Genomic DNA, 16,561 nt, shown 5'->3' on the forward strand with positions numbered 1-16,561 from the left:
GGTCGAATCGGGCAAACTCACCGCACGAGCCGCCCGAGCAGGGCGGATGCGACGGCGATGGCGATGGCGGCGGAGCCGGCGAGCACCCCGAAATCCACCCAGACGTGGTTCGCGGTGCCGATCAGCAGCCCGCGCAGGGCGTCCACCTCGTAACTGAGCGGGTTGACGTGGCTGAGCACGCGCAGCCAATCGGGCATCAGATCCACCGGGTAGAGCGCGTTCGACCCGAAGAACAACGGCATTGTGATCGCCTGCCCGATGCCCATGAGCCGTTCGCGGGACAGCACGAGCCCGGCGATCACGATGGACAGGCAGCAGAAGAACGCCGATCCGAGCACCACGGCGAGCGCCGCGCCGGCCAGCTTCAACGGGTTAACGGTCAGTCCGACGCCCAGGATCGCGGCGAGGACCAGCACGATCACAGCCTGTGCGAGGGCCCGCACCCCGGCGGCGAAGGCCTTGCCGGTGACCAGCGCCGCGCGCGGGGTCGGCGTGACGAGCAGCTTGCCCAGCACGCCGGCGTCGCGTTCCCAGATGATCTGGATGCCGTAGAAGATCGCGATGAACAACGCGGACTGCGCGAGGATCCCCGGGGCGAGGAAGTCCAGGTAGGGCGTGCTCCCGGTGGGGATCGCCCGCAGGCGGGTGAAGGTCTCGCCGAAGATCAGCAGCCACAGCGCGGGCTGGATCGCGCGGGTGAGGAGTTCGGCGCGGTCGCGGCGCAGCTTCTGCAGTTCGACCAGGCACATGGTGCCCACCCTGGACAGCAGGCGGCGGACCGCGCCCGGGTCAGCCGAGGCGGCGGGCAGTGCGGCGAGCGGCACGGACATCCCGGATCCCTCCCTTGTCTGCGTCGTCGAACGCGTCTCCGGTGACTGCCCGGAAGACGTTGTCCAAAGTGGACTCCGGACCGAGTTCGGCCCGCAGTTCCGCCGGGCTGCCCATGGCCCGGATCCGGCCGCGGTGCATGAGTGCGACCCGTTCGCAGTGCTGCTCGGCCTCGTCCATGTAGTGCGTGGTCACGAGCACCGTCATGCCGGTGTCGGCGCGGACCTGCTGGATGCGCTCCCAGACGCTGGAGCGGGCCACCGGGTCGAGCCCGATGGTCGGTTCGTCGAGTATCAGCAGCCGGGGCGCGCTCACCAGCGCCTGCGCGAGTTCGAGGCGGCGGATCATGCCGCCGGAGTAGGTCGAGGCCGGACGGTCGGCGTCGCCGAGCAGGCCGACGGCGCCCAGGGCGTTGTCGACCTGCTCGGCCCGCTCGCGGCGCGGGACGTCGAAGAGGCGGGCGAACAACGCGACGTTCTCCCGGCCGCTGAGCGCGCCGTCGGCGGAAAGTTGTTGCGGCACATAGCCGATGAGCCGCCGCACGGGCATCTTCCGGCGCGCCGCGTCGAGTCCGAACACCTCGATCGCGCCGGCTTTCGCGGGCAGCAGCGTGGTGATCATGCGGATGGTGGTGGTCTTGCCCGCGCCGTTGGGGCCGAGCAGTCCGAAGACCTGGCCCGCCGGGATCTCCAGGTCGACGCCGTCGACGGCGACCGTGTCGCCGAAGGCGTGCCGGAGCCCGGCGCAGCGCACCGCGGGTGTGGTCATCTCTCCTCCTGGATCGCGGCGACCAGCCGGCCGAGAGCGGGCAGAGCGGCCTCGATCGCGTCGCGGTCCCCAGTGGGCAGGGTCGCGATCGCCTCGGCCACGAAACCGGTGCGGGTGCGGCGCCAGTTGTCCAGCCGGGCCCGCGCCGCGCCGGTGAGTTCGAGCCGCGCGGCCCGCCGGTCGTCCGGGTCGACGTGGCGGTCCAGCAGCCCGGCGTCGACGAGCTGGTTGACGAGCGTGCTGACCGAGTTCCCGGCCAGGTGCAGGGCACGAGCAGCAGCGGCGACGCCGATCCCGGGGTGTTCGTCGACCACGCGGAGCAGCTCGATCTGCGCCGGGCGCAGGGGCGCGTGCGGCAGCGTGTCCCGCACGCGCCTGCGGACGACCCGCCGCAGCGCGGCCGTGGTGGTCATCAGGTTGTCGGCCAGTTCTCGCACGTCGCCCAAGATAGCTCTGTTTAAGAGCTGTTAGCAACGCTCACTAATTTCGCGACCCGGAGGAACCGGAGTGTTCGCCCAGGCCGATCAGGGCAGGTGGAAGACGGCGCCGGGAGCCGCGTACGCGACCGGCCCTTCGAAGCGCGCCGCGGCGCGGGTGACGGCGTCGCCCGGCGTGAGGAACGGCCCGACGTGCGTGACGATCAGCCGCCGCGCCCCCGCTCCGGACGCGGCCTCGCCCGCGTCCTCCGGGGTGTGGTGCGCCTCCGACGGCGCCGGGCCGTCCGCCTCGCACAGCAAGGCGTCGCAGTTCTTGGCCAGGCTGGTCACCGCCGGACAGGGCGCGCTGTCGCCGGAGTAGGCCAGCGAAGCCACGCCCGCCTCGATGCGCACGCCGAACGCGGGCATGCGGTGCTCGACGGCCGCGGCGGTGAACGTCATCGGGCCGATCTCCGCCCGGTGCCCGTCCGACAGCTCCTGCGCGGCGAACGCCCGCTCGACCGGGCTGCGCGACGGTCCGTTGGTCAGGAAGCCGGCCAGCCGGTCGGCGATCCCGGGCGGGCCGAACAGCGGAATCGGCGCGGGCAGCTCGACGTCCGCGAAGAGGGCGCCGTAGTAAGCGGTGAGCAGATCGGCGCAGTGGTCGGCGTGCAGGTGCGAAATCCAGATGGCGGCGAGCCGGTCCAGGCCGGTGTGGCGGCGCAGCTCGGCGAGCGTGCCGGGGCCCGCGTCGAGCCACACGTGCGTCTCGCCGCTGGACACCAGGTAGCCCGAGCACGGGTTGCCCGGCTCGGCATACGGCGTGGCGGAGCCGAGGACCGTCAGGCTGAGATCGCTCACCGGGCCGAGCTTAGCCTGCGGAACATGATCGACAAGTCGACAACTCTACTGTGGACGGAAACACCCGTCCGGGTAACGGGGCGGCCTCGCTAAAGTCCTGCGGGTGAGTACCGGAATCTCCACACTGGCGAGTCAGTGCCCAGCTCTGTCCCGGACGAGGGCGCTGGCGAGCTGGGTCGGCGACGGGAGACCCGTTACCCCCAAAGGAGTTCTGCGTCCGGCCGACGTCCCGTCGGTCGCCGGGGTGCTCGGCGTCGAGGTCGGCGAGAAGGTCCGGTCGGCCGCGGACGTCGTCACGATCCACCGGCCGTGGGTGGCCGCGGAAGGCGCGGGGCTGATCGAGGTCGGCGTCGCGGAGGCGGTCGCGCGCCCGCCGCACGACGATCCGGCGCAGCTGTGGCTCAAGGGCCTGGACGCGGTCCTGCGGGCGGAGTCGGCCGACCCGCGCCGCCGCGGGGCGTTCGCGATGTGCCGGGCGGTGCTGACCGCGCTGGCCAATGGCCCGCTGCTCGACGACCTGGTGTTCTCGGTCCACCGGCTGCTCAAGGGCAGCGAGGACGGGGACGCGGTCGCGTCGAGCTTCGGCGGCACGGACCTGTTCCCTCTCGACGCGGCGCTGGACGTGCTGGCCGAGTTCGGCGCTCTCGACGCCGACCGGAAGGTGACGCCGCTGGGCCAGTGGGCGCTCGACGAGTGGGCCGCTCGGGAACCACGACCGGTCACGCCCGGGCTGCGCGCCACTCAGCTGCTTGGCCGTCTCGCGCCGCTGCCCGCCGACGAGGCCTGGCGGCAGGCGCTGCGCTGGTTCGAGGGCAGGCGCCCGGTCGACGGCGCCGCGCAACTCCTGCACGCCGCGGAGTTCGCGTCACCGGTCGAACGCGTCGCGGCAATCGAGGTGGTCGCCGGCTTCGGCGACGAGGTGCTGCCGGCCTGGCACGTCGCCCTGGGGTACCGCAACGTGCGCCCGCACGCCGCGGCGATGCTGGAGATGTGGGACGACGGGCCGGGGCTGTCCGAATCGGAGCGACGACGGCTGGTCACCGAGTACGCGTTGTCGGCGCGGGAGCGCAGCGGGGTCGAGGAGGCCTACCACTACGTGCGCGACCGCGGCGGGCTCGACGCGCTCGAGCCCGAGGCGACGGCGCTGCGGCGCGAGCTGCGGGCGTTCGCGGAAACCGTGAAGCTGGCCGTGTACCAGCTGAAGGTCACCGTGAACGGAAGCAAGCCGCCGCAGTGGTGGCGGCTGGTGATCCCGGCGAGCGTGACGCTCGGCGTGCTCGCCGAGGCGCTCGACGCGGACGGCGCGGAGCACCACTTCGAGGCCGACGGTGTCCGCTACGCCGACCCGTTCTTCGGCCTCGGCGAGGACCGCGACGAACACGACGTGCGGCTGTCCCACGTCCTGGTGCGGCCGGGCACGAGCCTGCGGTTCTTCCTCGGCCCGGCCGAGCACTCCGTCACGTGCGAGAAGATCCTCGACCCGGATCCGGGCCTGACGTACCCGCGCTGCACGAGCGTGTCCAAGGTGGGGGAAAGCGCTTCCGCCCGGAACAAGCGCCTGGCCGCCGTGCGCATCCCGCACCCCGCGCACCCCTGACCGCCTTGCGGTGATCAGTCGTCCGGTCGTGCTCCGGCTTGGCGGGCCAGCCGATCCGCCAGTGCTGTGACCAGGGCGCGAAGTGCGGCGGGCTGCTCGACGACGAACGGCTGGTCGAGCGCCGCGAGCAGGGGCGGTATCCAGTCGAGTCGCTGCGCCCGTATCCGGGCCCGCACCCAGGCATCGCCGCCGGTCTCCAGCGACGCGACGGACGGTGGGAAGACGGAGCGGATTCGTTCGGGCGTCGACCTGATCCGCACGGACACCTCGTGCTCGTACGGCGCCTTGGCGAGGGCGCTGAGCACCCGTTCGGCGGGATCGAAACCCGCCGGTACGTCGAACGCACCGGCGCCCATTTCGACGGTTCTGATCCGGTCGATCCGGAACGTGCGCACCTGCCCGCTGGCCGAGTCGAAGCCGTTCAGGTACCACCGGCCGGAATGCGCCACCACCCCGTACGGGTGGACGACGCGTTCGCTGGCGCCGCCATGCCCCGCGGTGTAAGCGATTTCGACCGGCCGGCGATCCCGCGCTGCCTCCGCGACGGTGAGCAGCACCCCGGCCTCCGCCGTCAGCGCCGGTCGTGGGGGCGCGGTGAAACCGGCGATCTCCAGCAGCGCGTCGAGCCGCCACCCGACGGCGTCGGGCAGCACCCGCCGGATCTTCGCGGCCGCGCTCTCCGCGGCCGCGACCGATGTTGTGATCAGGCCGGCTCGCCGCCCCGCGACGAGACCGAGCAGGACGGCGAGCGCCTCCTCGTCGGTGAGCATGAGCGGGGGCATCCGGTAGCCGGGCGACAGCCGGTACCCGCCGTGTCGCCCGCGCACCGTGCGGACCGGGACGTCGAGGTCGCGGAGGTGATCGACGTAGCGGCGGACGGTGCGCTCGTCGACGTCGAGCCGCCCGGCGAGTTCGGCAACGGTCCGGGTTCCGCCGCTCTGGAGGATCTCCAGCATTGCCAGCACACGGGCGGTCGGCCGGGTCACCCGAAGATCCTCGCAATACCGGGCGGATCCTGTCCACTATCGCCTTTAGCGTGGCCGGTGTCCCCTCCGAGAAAGGACCCGCCGTGCAGCTTGTCTCCGTCCGTGTCATCACCCGCGATGTCGCCCGTCTTGCCGAGTTCTACGAGCAGGTGACCGGCCTGCGGGCGCGGTGGCTCGCCGAGCAGTTCGCCGAGTTCGCCGGTTCCTCGTGCACGCTCGCGATCGGCGGCGCCGAGACGACGTCGCTGTTCAGCCCCGGGGCGGCCGTGCCCGAGTGGAACCGGACCGCGATCCTCGAGTTCGTCGTCGAGGACGTGGACCAGGCGTACGAACGGCTGACGTCGCTGGCGGTCGTCCCCGAGATCGTGCAGAAGCCGACGACCATGCCCTGGGGCAACCGCTCGCTGCTGTTCCGCGACCCCGACGGCAACCTGGTCAACTTCTTCGCGCCGCTCACCGAAGAGGCCAGGGCGAGGCTCACCCGTTGACGACCGGTCCCCGGGCTGTCAGCCCTGCGCAAGCCGCTCCAGGATGAAGCCCCGCAGGCCTTCCAGGTCGGTGTCCACGGACACCTCGACCCGCCCCGGCGCGACATCACCTTCCGCGTCCGCGCGCAGCGCCTGCCGCCGCCGGTCGACCAGCGTCGCGCCGCGCGCGGGGCCTTGCGAGCACTCCACCTCGATGGGATAGCTCTCCGTCTGCAGGATCCCGGGCCGGATCGCCTCCGCCACCGCGACCGCGTCGTGCAGCACGATCCCGTCCCACCCAAGAGCCTTGCGGTAGTGCGCCAGGTAGTCCGGCGTCAGCGCTTCCAGCGCGGTGCCGATCGGCCCGGACGCGGCCAGCTTGCCGAGCCACGTGCTGTCCACCGCGCACCGGTAGGTCAGGTCCATCGGCACCAGCACGCACGGCACCGGCTCCTCGACCAGGACCCGCCGCGCCGCCTCCGGGTCGCTCCAGATGTTGAACTCGGCCGCGCCTGTGGTGTTGCCGCCGGCCAGCCCGCCGCCCATGACGACGATGCGCGCGATCTTCTCCCGCACCTCGGGGTGCGCCGCGAGCAGCAGCGCGATGTTCGTGAGCGGCCCGATCGGCGCGATCGTGACCGGCTCCGCGGCCGCTTCCAGCAGCGAAACCAGCAGGCCCACCGCCCCGCCGGGCTCCAGCGCCCGGACCGGCTCGGGCAGCGCGGCCGACCGCCCGGACAGCCCGTCCGAGCCGTGCACGTGGCTGGCTCGCTGCAGCTGGGCGTGCACCAGCGGCCGCGCGGCGCCGGCCGCGACCGGCACGTCAGCGCGCCCGCACAGCGCCAGCACCCGGCGAGCGTTGAGGGTGGTCGCTTCGAGCGGGACGTTGCCGAAAACCGTGGTGATCCCCAGCAGTTCGACGTCCACGCTCAGCGCGGCCAGCGCGATCGCGAAGGCGTCGTCCACGCCCGGGTCGGTATCGATGATCAACGGAGTCGGCATACTGTCAACTTATGACATCGATGTGGGGATCGCCGGTGCTGTCCCGGGTGCAGGCCTGGCGCCGCGCCCGGCGCGACCCTCGTCAGGCGAAGTTCCTGACCGCCGACTCGCTGCGCTGGGTCCTGCGCAACCGCGCCTACACCCCCTGGTACCTGGTGCGGTACTGGCGCCTGCTCAAGTTCCGGCTGGCGAACCCGCACATCATCCTGCGCGGCATGGTCTTCCTCGGCAAGGACGTGGAGATCCACTGCCGCCCCGGTTACGGCCGCCTGGAGATCGGGCGCTGGGTCCACATCGGCGACGGCAACGCGATCCGCTGCCACGAGGGTTCATTGCGCATCGGCGACAAGGCGGTCTTCGGGCGCCAGAACGTCGTCAACTGCTACCTCGACATCGAGCTCGGCGCGGCGACCCTGGTGGCCGACTGGGTCTACATCTGCGACTTCGACCACGTCACCACCGACATCAACCTGCCGATCAAGGACCAGGGGATCGTGAAGACCCCGGTGCGCATCGGGCCGGACACCTGGATCGGCACGAAGGTCTCGGTGCTGCGCGGCACCCGCGTCGGCCGCGGGTGCGTCCTCGGCGCGCACGCCGTGGTGCGCGGCGACATCCCGGACTACGGCATCGCGGTCGGCTCCCCGGCGCGCGTCGTGCGTGACCGCCGCGCCGACTACGAAGCCGACGCCGAACGCCGCGAGGCCATCGCCGACATGGCCCGCAAGGCGAACAAGGCGCTGCAGAAGACCCTGGAAGACAGGGTTTAGCGCGTTGCCAGCGCGGTCAGCGCCGCGCGCCCCGCTCGCGGATGGCTTCGTCGCCGATCAGGCCATCCGCGCCGATCGCATCCCGCGGCACCGGGAGGTGCACGCAAGCCTCCTCGACGATCCGCGTGCCCAGGTAGCCCAGCACGGTCCGCAGTGACTCGTGCGCCCCAGCGGCGCCGGTGATCGACGACGACACGTTGATCCTCGCCACCAGCTTGCCGTCCATCGCGTCCGAGCCGACCGCCCAGTCGAGCAGGTTCTTGAACGACCCGGGCAGCGCGCCCGCGTACTCCGGCGTGCAGAACAGCACCGCGTCCGCTTCCCGCAACCGCCCGCGCAGGTCGGCGACGGCGTCCGGGAGCGGGTCCCGGTCCTCGTCCGGGTCGAAGTGCGGCAACGACCGGAGCCCGTCGTAGACCTCGGCGACCGCGCCCTCCGGCGCGATCGCCTGCGCGGTGGCGAGCATCGCCGGGTTGGTCGAGCCCGCCCGCGTGCTCCCGCTCACGGCCAGGACCCGGCAGAGCGTCGTCATGCGCCCACGCTATCCCTTGGGCACCGCCGGGTACGGGACGAAGGTGCTGGTGTTCTCGTCGACCGTGAGCTGCTTGCCGATCGTCGGGAACGCGCGCTGCGGGCAGGCCGGCCGTTCGCACACCTTGCAGCCCATGCCGATGGGCGTGGCGGCCGCCTTGGCGTCGAGGTCCAGACCGGTCGAGTAGATGAGCCGCCCGGCGTGCCGGAGTTCGCAGCCGAGGCCGACGCTGAACATCTTGCCCGGGCTTCCGTAGCCGCCGATGTTGCGCGAGACCGTGCGCGCGATCCAGAAGTAGCTCTTGCCGTCCGGCAGCGTCGCGATCTGGGTGAGGATCTTGCCCGGCGAGCTGAACGCCTCGTAGACGTTCCACAGCGGGCACGACCCGCCGACGCGGGAGAAGTGGAAGCCCGCCGCGGACTGCCGCTTCGACATGTTGCCGGCGCGGTCCACCCGCACGAACGAGAACGGCACGCCGCGCCGCTTGGGCCGCTGCAGGGTGGACAGCCGGTGGCACACCGTCTCGAACCCGACGCCGAAGTGGTCGCACAACCGCTCGATGTCGTAGCGGAAACTCTCCGCCATGGACAGGAACGCGCCGTAGGGCAGGATCAGCGCGCCTGCGAAGTAGTTGGCAAGGCCCACCCGCGCCAGTGACCGGGCCGCCGGGCCGGAGAACGCCCACGAGTCCGCCAGCTCGGTGATCAGGTCGTCGTACTCCAGCAACGCGATCTGCGAAGCCATCCGGAACGCCCGCTGGCCCACGCGCAGGCTCGGCGCGAGCCGCAGGATCTTCGAGTCGGGGGAGTAGCGGTGCTGCTCACCCGCGGCCTCGTTGATGCCGTCGCTGGTCACCTGCACGCCGTAGTGGTCGGCGAGCCGCTCCTGCAAAGTCTTGTGAACGCCGCCGCGGCGCAGGCCGATGTCCTCGGCCATCCGCTCGGCGCGTTCGTCCAGCTCGGCGACGTAGTTCTCGCGCTCGTAGAAGAAGTCGCGGACTTCCTCGTGGGGCAGGGGCGCGGCGGCGCTGCCGTGCGGGCCCATGCCGTTCTCGGTGACCAGCGCGGCCGTGCTCTCCACCGCCGCCCGGTAGCTGCGGTGCAGCCGAACCAGTGCCTGCGCGATGGTCGGCAGGTTGGTGGCCAGCTCGTTGAGCTCGCTGGTCGTGGCCTCGACGCCGAGCGCCTCGTCGAGCAGCGCTTCGCGCACGTCGGCGACCAGGCGGCTGGTGTCGTTGTTGGCGAAGAACTCGGTGTCGACCCCGAACGCCTCGGTGATGCGCAGCAGCACTGGAACGGTCAAGGGACGCGAGTTGTGCTCGATCTGGTTCAGGTAGCTGGGGCTGATCTCCAGCAACCTGGCCAGGTCCGCCTGGCTCATCGACCGGCTCTCGCGTAGGTGGCGCAGCTTCGCGCCGGCGAAAGTCTTCTCCACGACAGGCCCTTCCCGAGGATCTTTTCCCGACCGCACCGATCACGTGACCGATTCAGTCCACGAACTTTGCAGCGGCTGCGAAACCTCGTTTCGCAACCTTCACAACATGCTACGCCCAAATTCGCAGAAATTGGCAAATTGGAGCGCTGGCGGTGTTTGCGCAGCGCATGTCATGGTCGTTCCAAGCAAGCGAGTCATCGCAAAGTTCGCAAAGGTGGAGAACTCCCATGGCAGAGCAGCCCAACGAGTTGCAGCAGGAAGCCGCGAAGCTCGAGCAGCAGTGGGCGTCGGACCCCCGGTGGAAGGGTGTCAAGCGCTCCTACAGCGCGGCCGACGTGGTGAAGCTGCGGGGCAGCGTCGTCGAGGAGCACACGCTGGCCCGCCGCGGCGCCGAGAAGCTCTGGAACCTGCTGCACACCGAGGACTACGTCCACGCCCTCGGCGCGCTGACCGGCAACCAGGCCGTCCAGCAGGTGCGCGCCGGCCTGAAGGCCATCTACCTGTCCGGCTGGCAGGTCGCGGCCGACGCGAACCTCGCGGGCCAGACCTACCCGGACCAGAGCCTGTACCCGGCCAACTCGGTCCCGGCCGTCGTCCGCCGCATCAACAACGCGCTGGGCCGCGCCGACCAGATCAACTGGGCCGAGGGCAACAACGACATCGACTGGTACGCGCCGATCGTCGCTGACGCCGAGGCCGGCTTCGGTGGCCCGCTGAACGCGTTCGAGCTGATGAAGGGCATGATCGCCGCCGGCGCCGCGGGTGTGCACTGGGAGGACCAGCTCGCGTCCGAGAAGAAGTGTGGCCACCTCGGCGGCAAGGTGCTGATCCCGACCAAGCAGCACGAGCGCACCCTGAACGCGGCCCGCCTCGCGGCCGACGTACTGAACGTGCCGACCCTGGTCGTCGCCCGCACCGACGCGCAGGCCGCCACGCTGATCACCAGCGACGTGGACGAGCGCGACCGGAAGTACATCACCGGCGAGCGCACCTCCGAGGGCTTCTACAAGGTCCGCAACGGCATCGAGCCCTGCATCGACCGCGGCCTGGCCTACGCCGAGTACGCCGACCTGCTGTGGATGGAGACCTCCACGCCGGACCTCGAGGTCGCCCGCCAGTACGCCGAGGCGATCAAGGCCAAGTACCCGGACCAGATGCTGGCCTACAACTGCTCGCCGTCCTTCAACTGGAAGAAGCACCTGGACGACGCGACCATCGCGAAGTTCCAGCGCGAGCTGGGCCACATGGGCTACAAGTTCCAGTTCATCACGCTGGCCGGCTTCCACGCGCTGAACTACTCGATGTTCGACCTGGCGCACGGCTACGCCCGCGAGGGCATGACCGCCTACGTCGACCTGCAGGAGCGCGAGTTCGCTTCGGAGGAGCGGGGCTACACCGCCACGAAGCACCAGCGCGAGGTCGGCACCGGCTGGTTCGACCTGGTCAGCACCGCGCTGAACCCGGAGAGCTCGACCACCGCGCTCACCGGCTCCACCGAAGAAGCCCAGTTCTAGAAGAAGTCGCGAGCGGCCAGGGCGCGCTCGCCCTGGCCGCTCGCGGCCCCTCCAGGAAGGCTTGCCATGTCCCACAGGTTCACCTCGCAGATCGAGGTCGCCGGCCCGGCCGGCGAGCGGTACGACGAGATCCTCACCCCGGCGGCGCTGGCCTTCATCGCGCGGCTGGACAACGAGTTCGCCGGTCGGCGGCGCGAGCTGCTCGACGAGCGGCGGCTGCGGCGGGAGAAGCTCGCCAGCGGTGACGAGGTGCTCGACTTCCGGCCGGAGACCCGCTGGATCCGCAACGACGACTCCTGGCAGGTGGCGCCCGCGGCGCCCGGCCTCGAGGACCGGCGTGTGGAGATCACCGGCCCGACCGACCGCAAGATGACCGTGAACGCGCTGAACTCCGGCGCGAAGGTGTGGCTGGCCGACTTCGAGGACGCGACCTCGCCGACCTGGTCGAACATCGTCGGCGGGCAGCTGAACCTGTTCGACGCCATCCGGCGCGACATCGACTTCACCACCGAGTCGGGCAAGCGCTACACGATCTGCGACAACCCCGCGACGATCGTCGTTCGCCCGCGTGGATGGCACCTGGTCGAGAAGCACCTGCGCATCGACGGGCGGCCGGTCTCGGCGAGCCTGGTGGACTTCGGGCTGTACCTGTTTCACAACGCGCGCCAGCTGCTGGCGCGGGGCAGCGGGCCGTACTTCTACCTGCCCAAGCTGGAGAACCACCTCGAGGCGCGGCTGTGGAACGACGTGTTCCGCCTCGCGCAGCAGGAGCTGGGCATCCCGCAGGGGACGATCCGCGCGACCGTCCTGATCGAGACGATCAGCGCGGCGTTCGAGATGGACGAGATCCTGTTCGAGCTGCGTGAGCACGCGGCCGGCCTGAACGCGGGCCGGTGGGACTACATCTTCTCGATCATCAAGAACTTCGGCGACGCGGGCGCGGACTTCGTGCTGCCCGACCGCGCCGAGGTCACGATGACCGCGCCGTTCATGCGCGCATACACCGAGCTGCTGGTCCGGACCTGCCACAAGCGCGGCGCCCACGCGATCGGCGGCATGGCGGCGTTCATCCCGAGCAAGGACCCGGAGGCGAACGCGCTGGCGTTCGAGAAGGTCCGCCAGGACAAGGAACGCGAGGCGCGCGACGGCTTCGACGGCTCGTGGGTCGCGCACCCCGGTCTGGTCCCGGTCTGCCGCGAGGTCTTCGACGACGTGCTGGGCGGGTGGCCGAACCAGCTCGGCCGGACGCGCGAGGACGTTTCGGTGACCGCCGAGGATCTGCTGAACGTGGCGAGCGCCGGCGGCGAAGTCACCGAAAAGGGTGTGCGGGCGAACATCAACGTCGCTCTGCGCTATGTGGACTCGTGGCTGCGGGGGACCGGCGCCGCCGCGATCTTCGGCCTGATGGAGGACGCCGCGACCGCGGAGATCGCCCGGGCGCAGGTGTGGCAGTGGATCCGCAACGGCACGAAGCTCGACGACGGCACGGCGGTGACCGAGTCGCTGGTCCGGACCATGCTGGACGAGGAGCTCGCGTCGGTCCGGGCCGACCTGGGCCCGGAGGCCAAACTGGACGATGCTCGCGAGATCTTCGTCGAGACGGCGCTCGGCGAGAAGCTGCCGAACTTCCTGACCACCGGCGCGTACGCGCGCTACCTGACGGATCTGGTCTAGAGCTCTGTCTGTGCCGAGAGGACCCCGGTTTTCCCTCTCCTGACGGGGAGAACCGGCTCGCGCTGGCTGTGGCCGGACAGCGCGGACACTCGGGCCCGGTAGGTATGCTCCACCTACCGGGCCCGACCTGTCCGCAAAATTTCTGTCTTTTGGTAGATGTGTAGAACCCTCCCGACGCGCAATCCTGGACTGCGAAACCGTTCACCAGGGCGCCGAAGGAGCTGGTAATGATCCCTGCAGTCCGCCGTTTCACCCGTTCGATCGTGGTTCTCGCGAGTTTGGTCGCCGCGTGTGTGTGCGTGCCGGCCGCGCACGCGGAGCCCGGCATCGTCGGTGGCAAGCCCGCGAACATCGCGGAGTACCCGTTCACGGTTGCGCTGACCGATGCCACCGGCCTCCAGTTCTGCGGCGGGACGCTGGTCGCGGCGGACAAAGTGCTGACAGCGGCGCACTGCGCGCAGGGGGAGAGCCCGCCGTCGCTGCGAGTCGTCAGTGGACGGACGCAGCTGAGCGGCCGGGACGGGACGGTGTCCACTGTGTCCCACGTGTGGGTGCATCCCCAGTTCAAGGACGCCACGCAGGGCTACGACGTGGCGCTGCTGACCCTGACGCAGCCGTTGACGGCGCAGCCGCTGCCACTGGCGACGAAGGACGACCCCGGCTACCAGGCCGGCACCGAGGCGACGATCCTGGGCTGGGGCAACACCGAGCCGATGGGCGATTCGTCGGACGTCCTGCTGAAGGCGACCGTGCCCGTCACGAGTGACGACTACTGCACGAAGGCGTACCCCCAGCAGTACAGCCCCGAGGCGATGGTCTGTGCCGGCTACCCGGAGGGCGGGGTGGACACCTGCCAGGGCGACTCGGGAGGCCCACTGGTGGCCGCCGGACGGGTCGTGGGAGTCGTCTCCTGGGGCGAAGGCTGTGCCGAGCCAGGAAAGCCCGGAGTCTACGCCCGGGTCGGCTCCTACCACGACGAGCTGCAAGCCCAGCTGACCCCAGCGGAAGTACTGCCCTGACGCGCACCCGCTCACGCCTCGCACTCTCGCCAGCGGCTCTGCCCCATGCCGCTGTGCGAGGGGCACCTCGTGTCATCTTCGCCGTCAGCGGTGCGCCGACGTGCGCCCCTCACGAGATGCTTCGCGCCGTCGTCACCGGCCCCGTCGCATCCGTTCCAGGAGAGGTGCGTCATGCCGTCTCGCCGTCGGTACCGCCTCCCGTGGTCCCGTTGACTGACTCGGCCTGACGCACGGTGCAGAGGGCGTGGTTTCCCTGGAGGCGTGGTGCTGACTGCACGGGACCGATGGGAGCGCGGTGCTGGTGGCAGTGCCTTCCCTGGAGGTTCGCCGCCGGGGGCATGGCGTGGCTCGAGACGCGGCGCCGGTGGTGTGGCTCCACTAGAGGTGTGGTGCTGACGGCGCCTACCCCTTGGGCTCGTTTTGGCGCCTCACCGGAGGCGATACGACCGCAGGGGGTGGGCTGGGAGGCAACTCGCAGCCCACTCAACGGCGCCCACTTCTGCAAACAGCCTCGTCCAGGCCGTCCCCGCAAGACCCCACCTTGCCGAAGCTCGCCGTCAACCGTCTCCCGTAACCAAACCCGGCAAATTAGGCCGGATTACCCGATTCCACAAGCAAGGAGGTCAATCCGCCCCGGCCTCACCTCTCGGCGAAAGCCCGAAGCAGTGCCACCGCCGCAGTCTTGGCGCTCTCGGCGGCGTCCGGATCGCCGGTGATGCCCGCGATCACCGTCGCGCCTTCGACCAGCGCGAAGATCTGGTCGCCCAGCTCGTCGGAGCCGGCCAGGGCGCGCAGGTACTCCCGCACCAGGTCCTTGTGCTCGCGCACCACCGCAGCGACACGAGGTGACCCGTCGCCCAGTTCGCCGAAGGAGTTGATGAACGCGCACCCCCGGAAGTCGTCCTCGCTGAACCACTGCCGCAGCCAGTCGAACACCGCCGGGACAGCGTCTTCCGGCGGCTGCGCCGACACGTAGTCCGCCAGCGACCGCCGCCAGCGCTCGTCGCGGCGGCGCAGGTAGGCCTCGACGAGATCGCTCTTCGCCGGGAAGCACTGGTACAGCCGCTTCAACGAGACGCCCGAACCCGAGCGGATGGCATCCATGCCCACCGCCCGGATGCCGCGCGCGTAGAAGAGCTCTTCGGCCGTGTCGAGCAGCCGCACGCGTGCCTCGTCGTGATCCATCCCGGTCCCGCCCCTTGCGTGGAGAACGTGCGTTCTCTACTGTAGCGTACGAGTGGAGAACGTGCGTTCTCCAGATTGGGGTTGCCCCATGTCCGACCGTCCGCCGTTCCCGCCGTTCGACGAGGCCACCGCCGCGCAAAAGGTCCAGGCCGCCGAGGACGCCTGGAACACCAGGGACCCGGAGAAGGTCGCGCTGGCCTACACGCCGGAGTCGGTCTGGCGCAACCGCGACCAGCACGTCGTCGGCCGCGACGCGATCGTCGAGTTCCTGCGCCGCAAGTGGGAACGCGAGCTGGACTACGCGCTGCGCAAGGAGCTGTGGGGCTTCCGCGGCAACCGGATCGCCGTGCGCTTCCAGTACGAATGCCACGACGCCGAGGGCCAGTGGTGGCGCAGCTACGGCAACGAGCTCTGGGAGTTCACCGAGAACGGCCTGATGCGCCGACGCGAGGCGAGCATTGACGACAGGCCCATCTCGGAGGCCGAGCGCCGCATCTTCGGCCCCCGCCCGGAATCCGAGCGTGGGCAGCTGTTGCCGGTGTTCTGAACGGCCGCAAGGGCAGCGGAAGTTCCGGCGCTGTGTTTCGTTGCGGAGTTCGAACTTGCGGATGCCCGCGGGCCCGGGCCGGAACACTCGCCAGGCGTGCATGATCCCAGCCTTGCCGATCCCGGGGCGGCCGGTAAGGCCGCAGACCCCTGGGGCACCGGGGTTTCGCGCGCGGCACGGGCGGCGGTGGACGGCGACGCACGCCCGGAGGCAGTGGGACGGAGGCGATGGGCGAGGGGGCGTGTGGCTGCGCCACCGCGCGGCGCGGGCCGACGGGGTCAGGTGGGAGTCCGCCGAGACTCAGCGGCGAGCGTGGCGGGCTCCGGGCGCGGCAGGTGTCCCGATGGCAAATTCGATCGACAGGTGAGCGGCCGGGCTGCGACGGTAGGGCGTGCGCGTCGTTCCGTTGCCTCCGGACACCTATCACGCTCTCGCCGCCGGGGATCTCGCCGCGGCGAACCGTGTCGCGCCCGTCGAGCTGACGCCGTACTTCGTGGACCCGCGCTGGCTACCGGGCTGGGGCCGGGCGAGCGCCCGTGTCCGTGCCGACCCGCGCGCGACCGACTGGCTCGCCGGTGCCATCGCCGGGCCGGACGGCGTGGTCGGTCGCGCCGGCTACCACGGGCCGCCGGACGAGCAGGGCGTCGACGAGGTGACCTACGAGATCGAACCGGTTTGGCGCCGACGCGGATTCGCCCGCGCCGCGCTGGCGGAACTCGTCGCTCGCGCCGTGCGTGAACCCGACGTCCGGGTCGTGCGCGCGGTGATCCGGCCGCACAACACCGTCTCCCAGCGCCTGGTTGCGACGAGCGGATTCCTCAAGGTCGACGGACCACAACTGCCTGACGGGCCCTGGCTGGTTTTCGAGCGCGTTGTGCGCTGATGACAACCGCAGTCACGCGACCGACCGCTGCTCGTTGCGGGGCGCGCGTTGGGCCACTTCTCAACCGCGAAGGTCCGA

Annotated in this window: 17 protein-coding genes; 8 read left to right on the forward strand and 9 right to left on the reverse strand. The window is 70.7% G+C overall.

Annotated elements, in window-relative coordinates; translation table 11 throughout:
• Window positions 1-17: 17 nt before the first annotated feature.
• The 4 genes from AMETH_RS07190 to AMETH_RS07205 all read right to left on the reverse strand — a co-directional run bounded on the left by AMETH_RS07190 (window position 18) and on the right by AMETH_RS07205 (window position 2,873).
• Window positions 18-830, reverse strand: coding sequence for an ABC transporter permease (locus AMETH_RS07190; RefSeq protein WP_017987388.1), 813 nt, complete (start codon window positions 828-830; stop codon window positions 18-20).
• The gene (locus AMETH_RS07195; protein ID WP_017987389.1) at window positions 790-1,596 is read right to left on the reverse strand and encodes an ABC transporter ATP-binding protein; all 807 of its coding nucleotides are present in this window, start codon (window positions 1,594-1,596) and stop codon (window positions 790-792) included. Before AMETH_RS07195 ends, AMETH_RS07190 begins: the two co-directional genes overlap by 41 nt.
• The gene (locus tag AMETH_RS07200; RefSeq protein WP_026153899.1) at window positions 1,593-2,033 is read right to left on the reverse strand and encodes a MarR family winged helix-turn-helix transcriptional regulator; all 441 of its coding nucleotides are present in this window, start codon (window positions 2,031-2,033) and stop codon (window positions 1,593-1,595) included. The genes AMETH_RS07195 and AMETH_RS07200 overlap by 4 nt, the downstream gene beginning before the upstream one ends.
• An 87-nt stretch (window positions 2,034-2,120) precedes the next feature.
• Window positions 2,121-2,873, reverse strand: coding sequence for an MBL fold metallo-hydrolase (locus AMETH_RS07205; protein WP_017987391.1), 753 nt, complete (start codon window positions 2,871-2,873; stop codon window positions 2,121-2,123).
• Window positions 2,874-2,976: 103 nt separating this feature from the next.
• On the opposite strand from AMETH_RS07205, the gene AMETH_RS07210 reads away from it, so the two are divergent.
• Window positions 2,977-4,470 carry a plasmid pRiA4b ORF-3 family protein gene (locus AMETH_RS07210; RefSeq protein WP_223843075.1) on the forward strand — a complete coding sequence of 498 codons (1,494 nt, stop codon included), beginning with the start codon at window positions 2,977-2,979 and terminating at the stop codon, window positions 4,468-4,470.
• A 14-nt stretch (window positions 4,471-4,484) separates the two neighbouring features.
• On the opposite strand, the gene AMETH_RS07215 is transcribed toward AMETH_RS07210, so the two are convergent.
• Window positions 4,485-5,456 (reverse strand): helix-turn-helix transcriptional regulator, encoded by a 972-nt coding sequence (locus AMETH_RS07215; RefSeq protein WP_017987393.1) that lies wholly within the window; start codon window positions 5,454-5,456, stop codon window positions 4,485-4,487.
• 83 nt (window positions 5,457-5,539) lie between these two features.
• On the opposite strand from AMETH_RS07215, the gene AMETH_RS07220 reads away from it, so the two are divergent.
• Window positions 5,540-5,944 carry a VOC family protein gene (locus AMETH_RS07220; RefSeq protein WP_017987394.1) on the forward strand — a complete coding sequence of 135 codons (405 nt, stop codon included), beginning with the start codon at window positions 5,540-5,542 and terminating at the stop codon, window positions 5,942-5,944.
• Between the two features lie 18 nt (window positions 5,945-5,962).
• Here AMETH_RS07220 and AMETH_RS07225 read toward each other — a convergent pair whose 3' ends face one another.
• Window positions 5,963-6,925, reverse strand: a complete 963-nt coding sequence (locus tag AMETH_RS07225; RefSeq protein ID WP_017987395.1) for a nucleoside hydrolase — start codon at window positions 6,923-6,925, stop codon at window positions 5,963-5,965.
• An 11-nt stretch (window positions 6,926-6,936) separates the two neighbouring features.
• Here AMETH_RS07225 and AMETH_RS07230 point away from each other — a divergent pair, with 11 nt between their 5' ends.
• The gene (locus AMETH_RS07230) at window positions 6,937-7,695 is read left to right on the forward strand and encodes an acyltransferase (RefSeq protein WP_017987396.1); all 759 of its coding nucleotides are present in this window, start codon (window positions 6,937-6,939) and stop codon (window positions 7,693-7,695) included.
• A 16-nt stretch (window positions 7,696-7,711) separates the two neighbouring features.
• Here AMETH_RS07230 and AMETH_RS07235 read toward each other — a convergent pair whose 3' ends face one another.
• Both AMETH_RS07235 and AMETH_RS07240 read right to left on the reverse strand, forming a co-directional pair.
• The gene (locus tag AMETH_RS07235; protein ID WP_017987397.1) at window positions 7,712-8,227 is read right to left on the reverse strand and encodes an NADPH-dependent FMN reductase; all 516 of its coding nucleotides are present in this window, start codon (window positions 8,225-8,227) and stop codon (window positions 7,712-7,714) included.
• A gap of 9 nt (window positions 8,228-8,236) precedes the next feature.
• Complete coding sequence (locus tag AMETH_RS07240; protein ID WP_017987398.1) at window positions 8,237-9,661, reverse strand: short-chain fatty acyl-CoA regulator family protein; 1,425 nt, start codon at window positions 9,659-9,661, stop codon at window positions 8,237-8,239.
• A 227-nt stretch (window positions 9,662-9,888) separates the two neighbouring features.
• Between AMETH_RS07240 and aceA the strand changes: the two genes are divergently transcribed.
• The 3 genes from aceA (at window position 9,889) to AMETH_RS07255 (ending at window position 13,868) form a co-directional block, all read left to right on the forward strand.
• The gene (aceA, locus tag AMETH_RS07245) at window positions 9,889-11,175 is read left to right on the forward strand and encodes an isocitrate lyase (RefSeq protein WP_017987399.1); all 1,287 of its coding nucleotides are present in this window, start codon (window positions 9,889-9,891) and stop codon (window positions 11,173-11,175) included.
• Between the two features lie 66 nt (window positions 11,176-11,241).
• Window positions 11,242-12,849, forward strand: coding sequence for a malate synthase A (gene aceB / locus AMETH_RS07250; protein WP_017987400.1), 1,608 nt, complete (start codon window positions 11,242-11,244; stop codon window positions 12,847-12,849).
• 227 nt (window positions 12,850-13,076) lie between these two features.
• Window positions 13,077-13,868: a S1 family peptidase gene (locus AMETH_RS07255; protein WP_017987401.1), complete on the forward strand. Its 792-nt coding sequence runs from the start codon at window positions 13,077-13,079 to the stop codon at window positions 13,866-13,868.
• 639 nt (window positions 13,869-14,507) lie between these two features.
• Here the strand turns inward: AMETH_RS07255 and AMETH_RS07260 are convergent.
• Window positions 14,508-15,053, reverse strand: a complete 546-nt coding sequence (locus AMETH_RS07260) for a TetR/AcrR family transcriptional regulator (protein WP_017987402.1) — start codon at window positions 15,051-15,053, stop codon at window positions 14,508-14,510.
• An 88-nt stretch (window positions 15,054-15,141) separates the two neighbouring features.
• Between AMETH_RS07260 and AMETH_RS07265 the strand changes: the two genes are divergently transcribed.
• Together AMETH_RS07265 and AMETH_RS07270 are read left to right on the forward strand one after the other, a co-directional pair.
• On the forward strand, window positions 15,142-15,600 hold the full coding sequence (locus AMETH_RS07265; protein ID WP_017987403.1) for a nuclear transport factor 2 family protein: 459 nt from the start codon (window positions 15,142-15,144) through the stop codon (window positions 15,598-15,600).
• A 391-nt stretch (window positions 15,601-15,991) separates the two neighbouring features.
• Window positions 15,992-16,483 (forward strand): GNAT family N-acetyltransferase, encoded by a 492-nt coding sequence (locus tag AMETH_RS07270; RefSeq protein ID WP_017987404.1) that lies wholly within the window; start codon window positions 15,992-15,994, stop codon window positions 16,481-16,483.
• Window positions 16,484-16,561: the final 78 nt, after the last annotated feature.

The organism is Amycolatopsis methanolica 239, assembly GCF_000739085.1.
GTDB classification, from domain to species: Bacteria; Actinomycetota; Actinomycetes; order Mycobacteriales; family Pseudonocardiaceae; genus Amycolatopsis_E; species Amycolatopsis_E methanolica.

Coding starts and splice junctions, on each gene's coding strand:
- AMETH_RS07190 (WP_017987388.1), bottom strand. CDS start 830: ATGTCCGTGCCGCTCGCCGCACTGCCCGCCGCCTCGGCTGACCCGGGC.
- AMETH_RS07195 (WP_017987389.1), bottom strand. CDS start 1,596: ATGACCACACCCGCGGTGCGCTGCGCCGGGCTCCGGCACGCCTTCGGC.
- AMETH_RS07225 (WP_017987395.1), bottom strand. CDS start 6,925: ATGCCGACTCCGTTGATCATCGATACCGACCCGGGCGTGGACGACGCC.
- AMETH_RS07230 (WP_017987396.1), top strand. CDS start 6,937: ATGACATCGATGTGGGGATCGCCGGTGCTGTCCCGGGTGCAGGCCTGG.
- AMETH_RS07235 (WP_017987397.1), bottom strand. CDS start 8,227: ATGACGACGCTCTGCCGGGTCCTGGCCGTGAGCGGGAGCACGCGGGCG.
- aceA (WP_017987399.1), top strand. CDS start 9,889: ATGGCAGAGCAGCCCAACGAGTTGCAGCAGGAAGCCGCGAAGCTCGAG.
- aceB (WP_017987400.1), top strand. CDS start 11,242: ATGTCCCACAGGTTCACCTCGCAGATCGAGGTCGCCGGCCCGGCCGGC.
- AMETH_RS07255 (WP_017987401.1), top strand. CDS start 13,077: ATGATCCCTGCAGTCCGCCGTTTCACCCGTTCGATCGTGGTTCTCGCG.
- AMETH_RS07260 (WP_017987402.1), bottom strand. CDS start 15,053: ATGGATCACGACGAGGCACGCGTGCGGCTGCTCGACACGGCCGAAGAG.
- AMETH_RS07265 (WP_017987403.1), top strand. CDS start 15,142: ATGTCCGACCGTCCGCCGTTCCCGCCGTTCGACGAGGCCACCGCCGCG.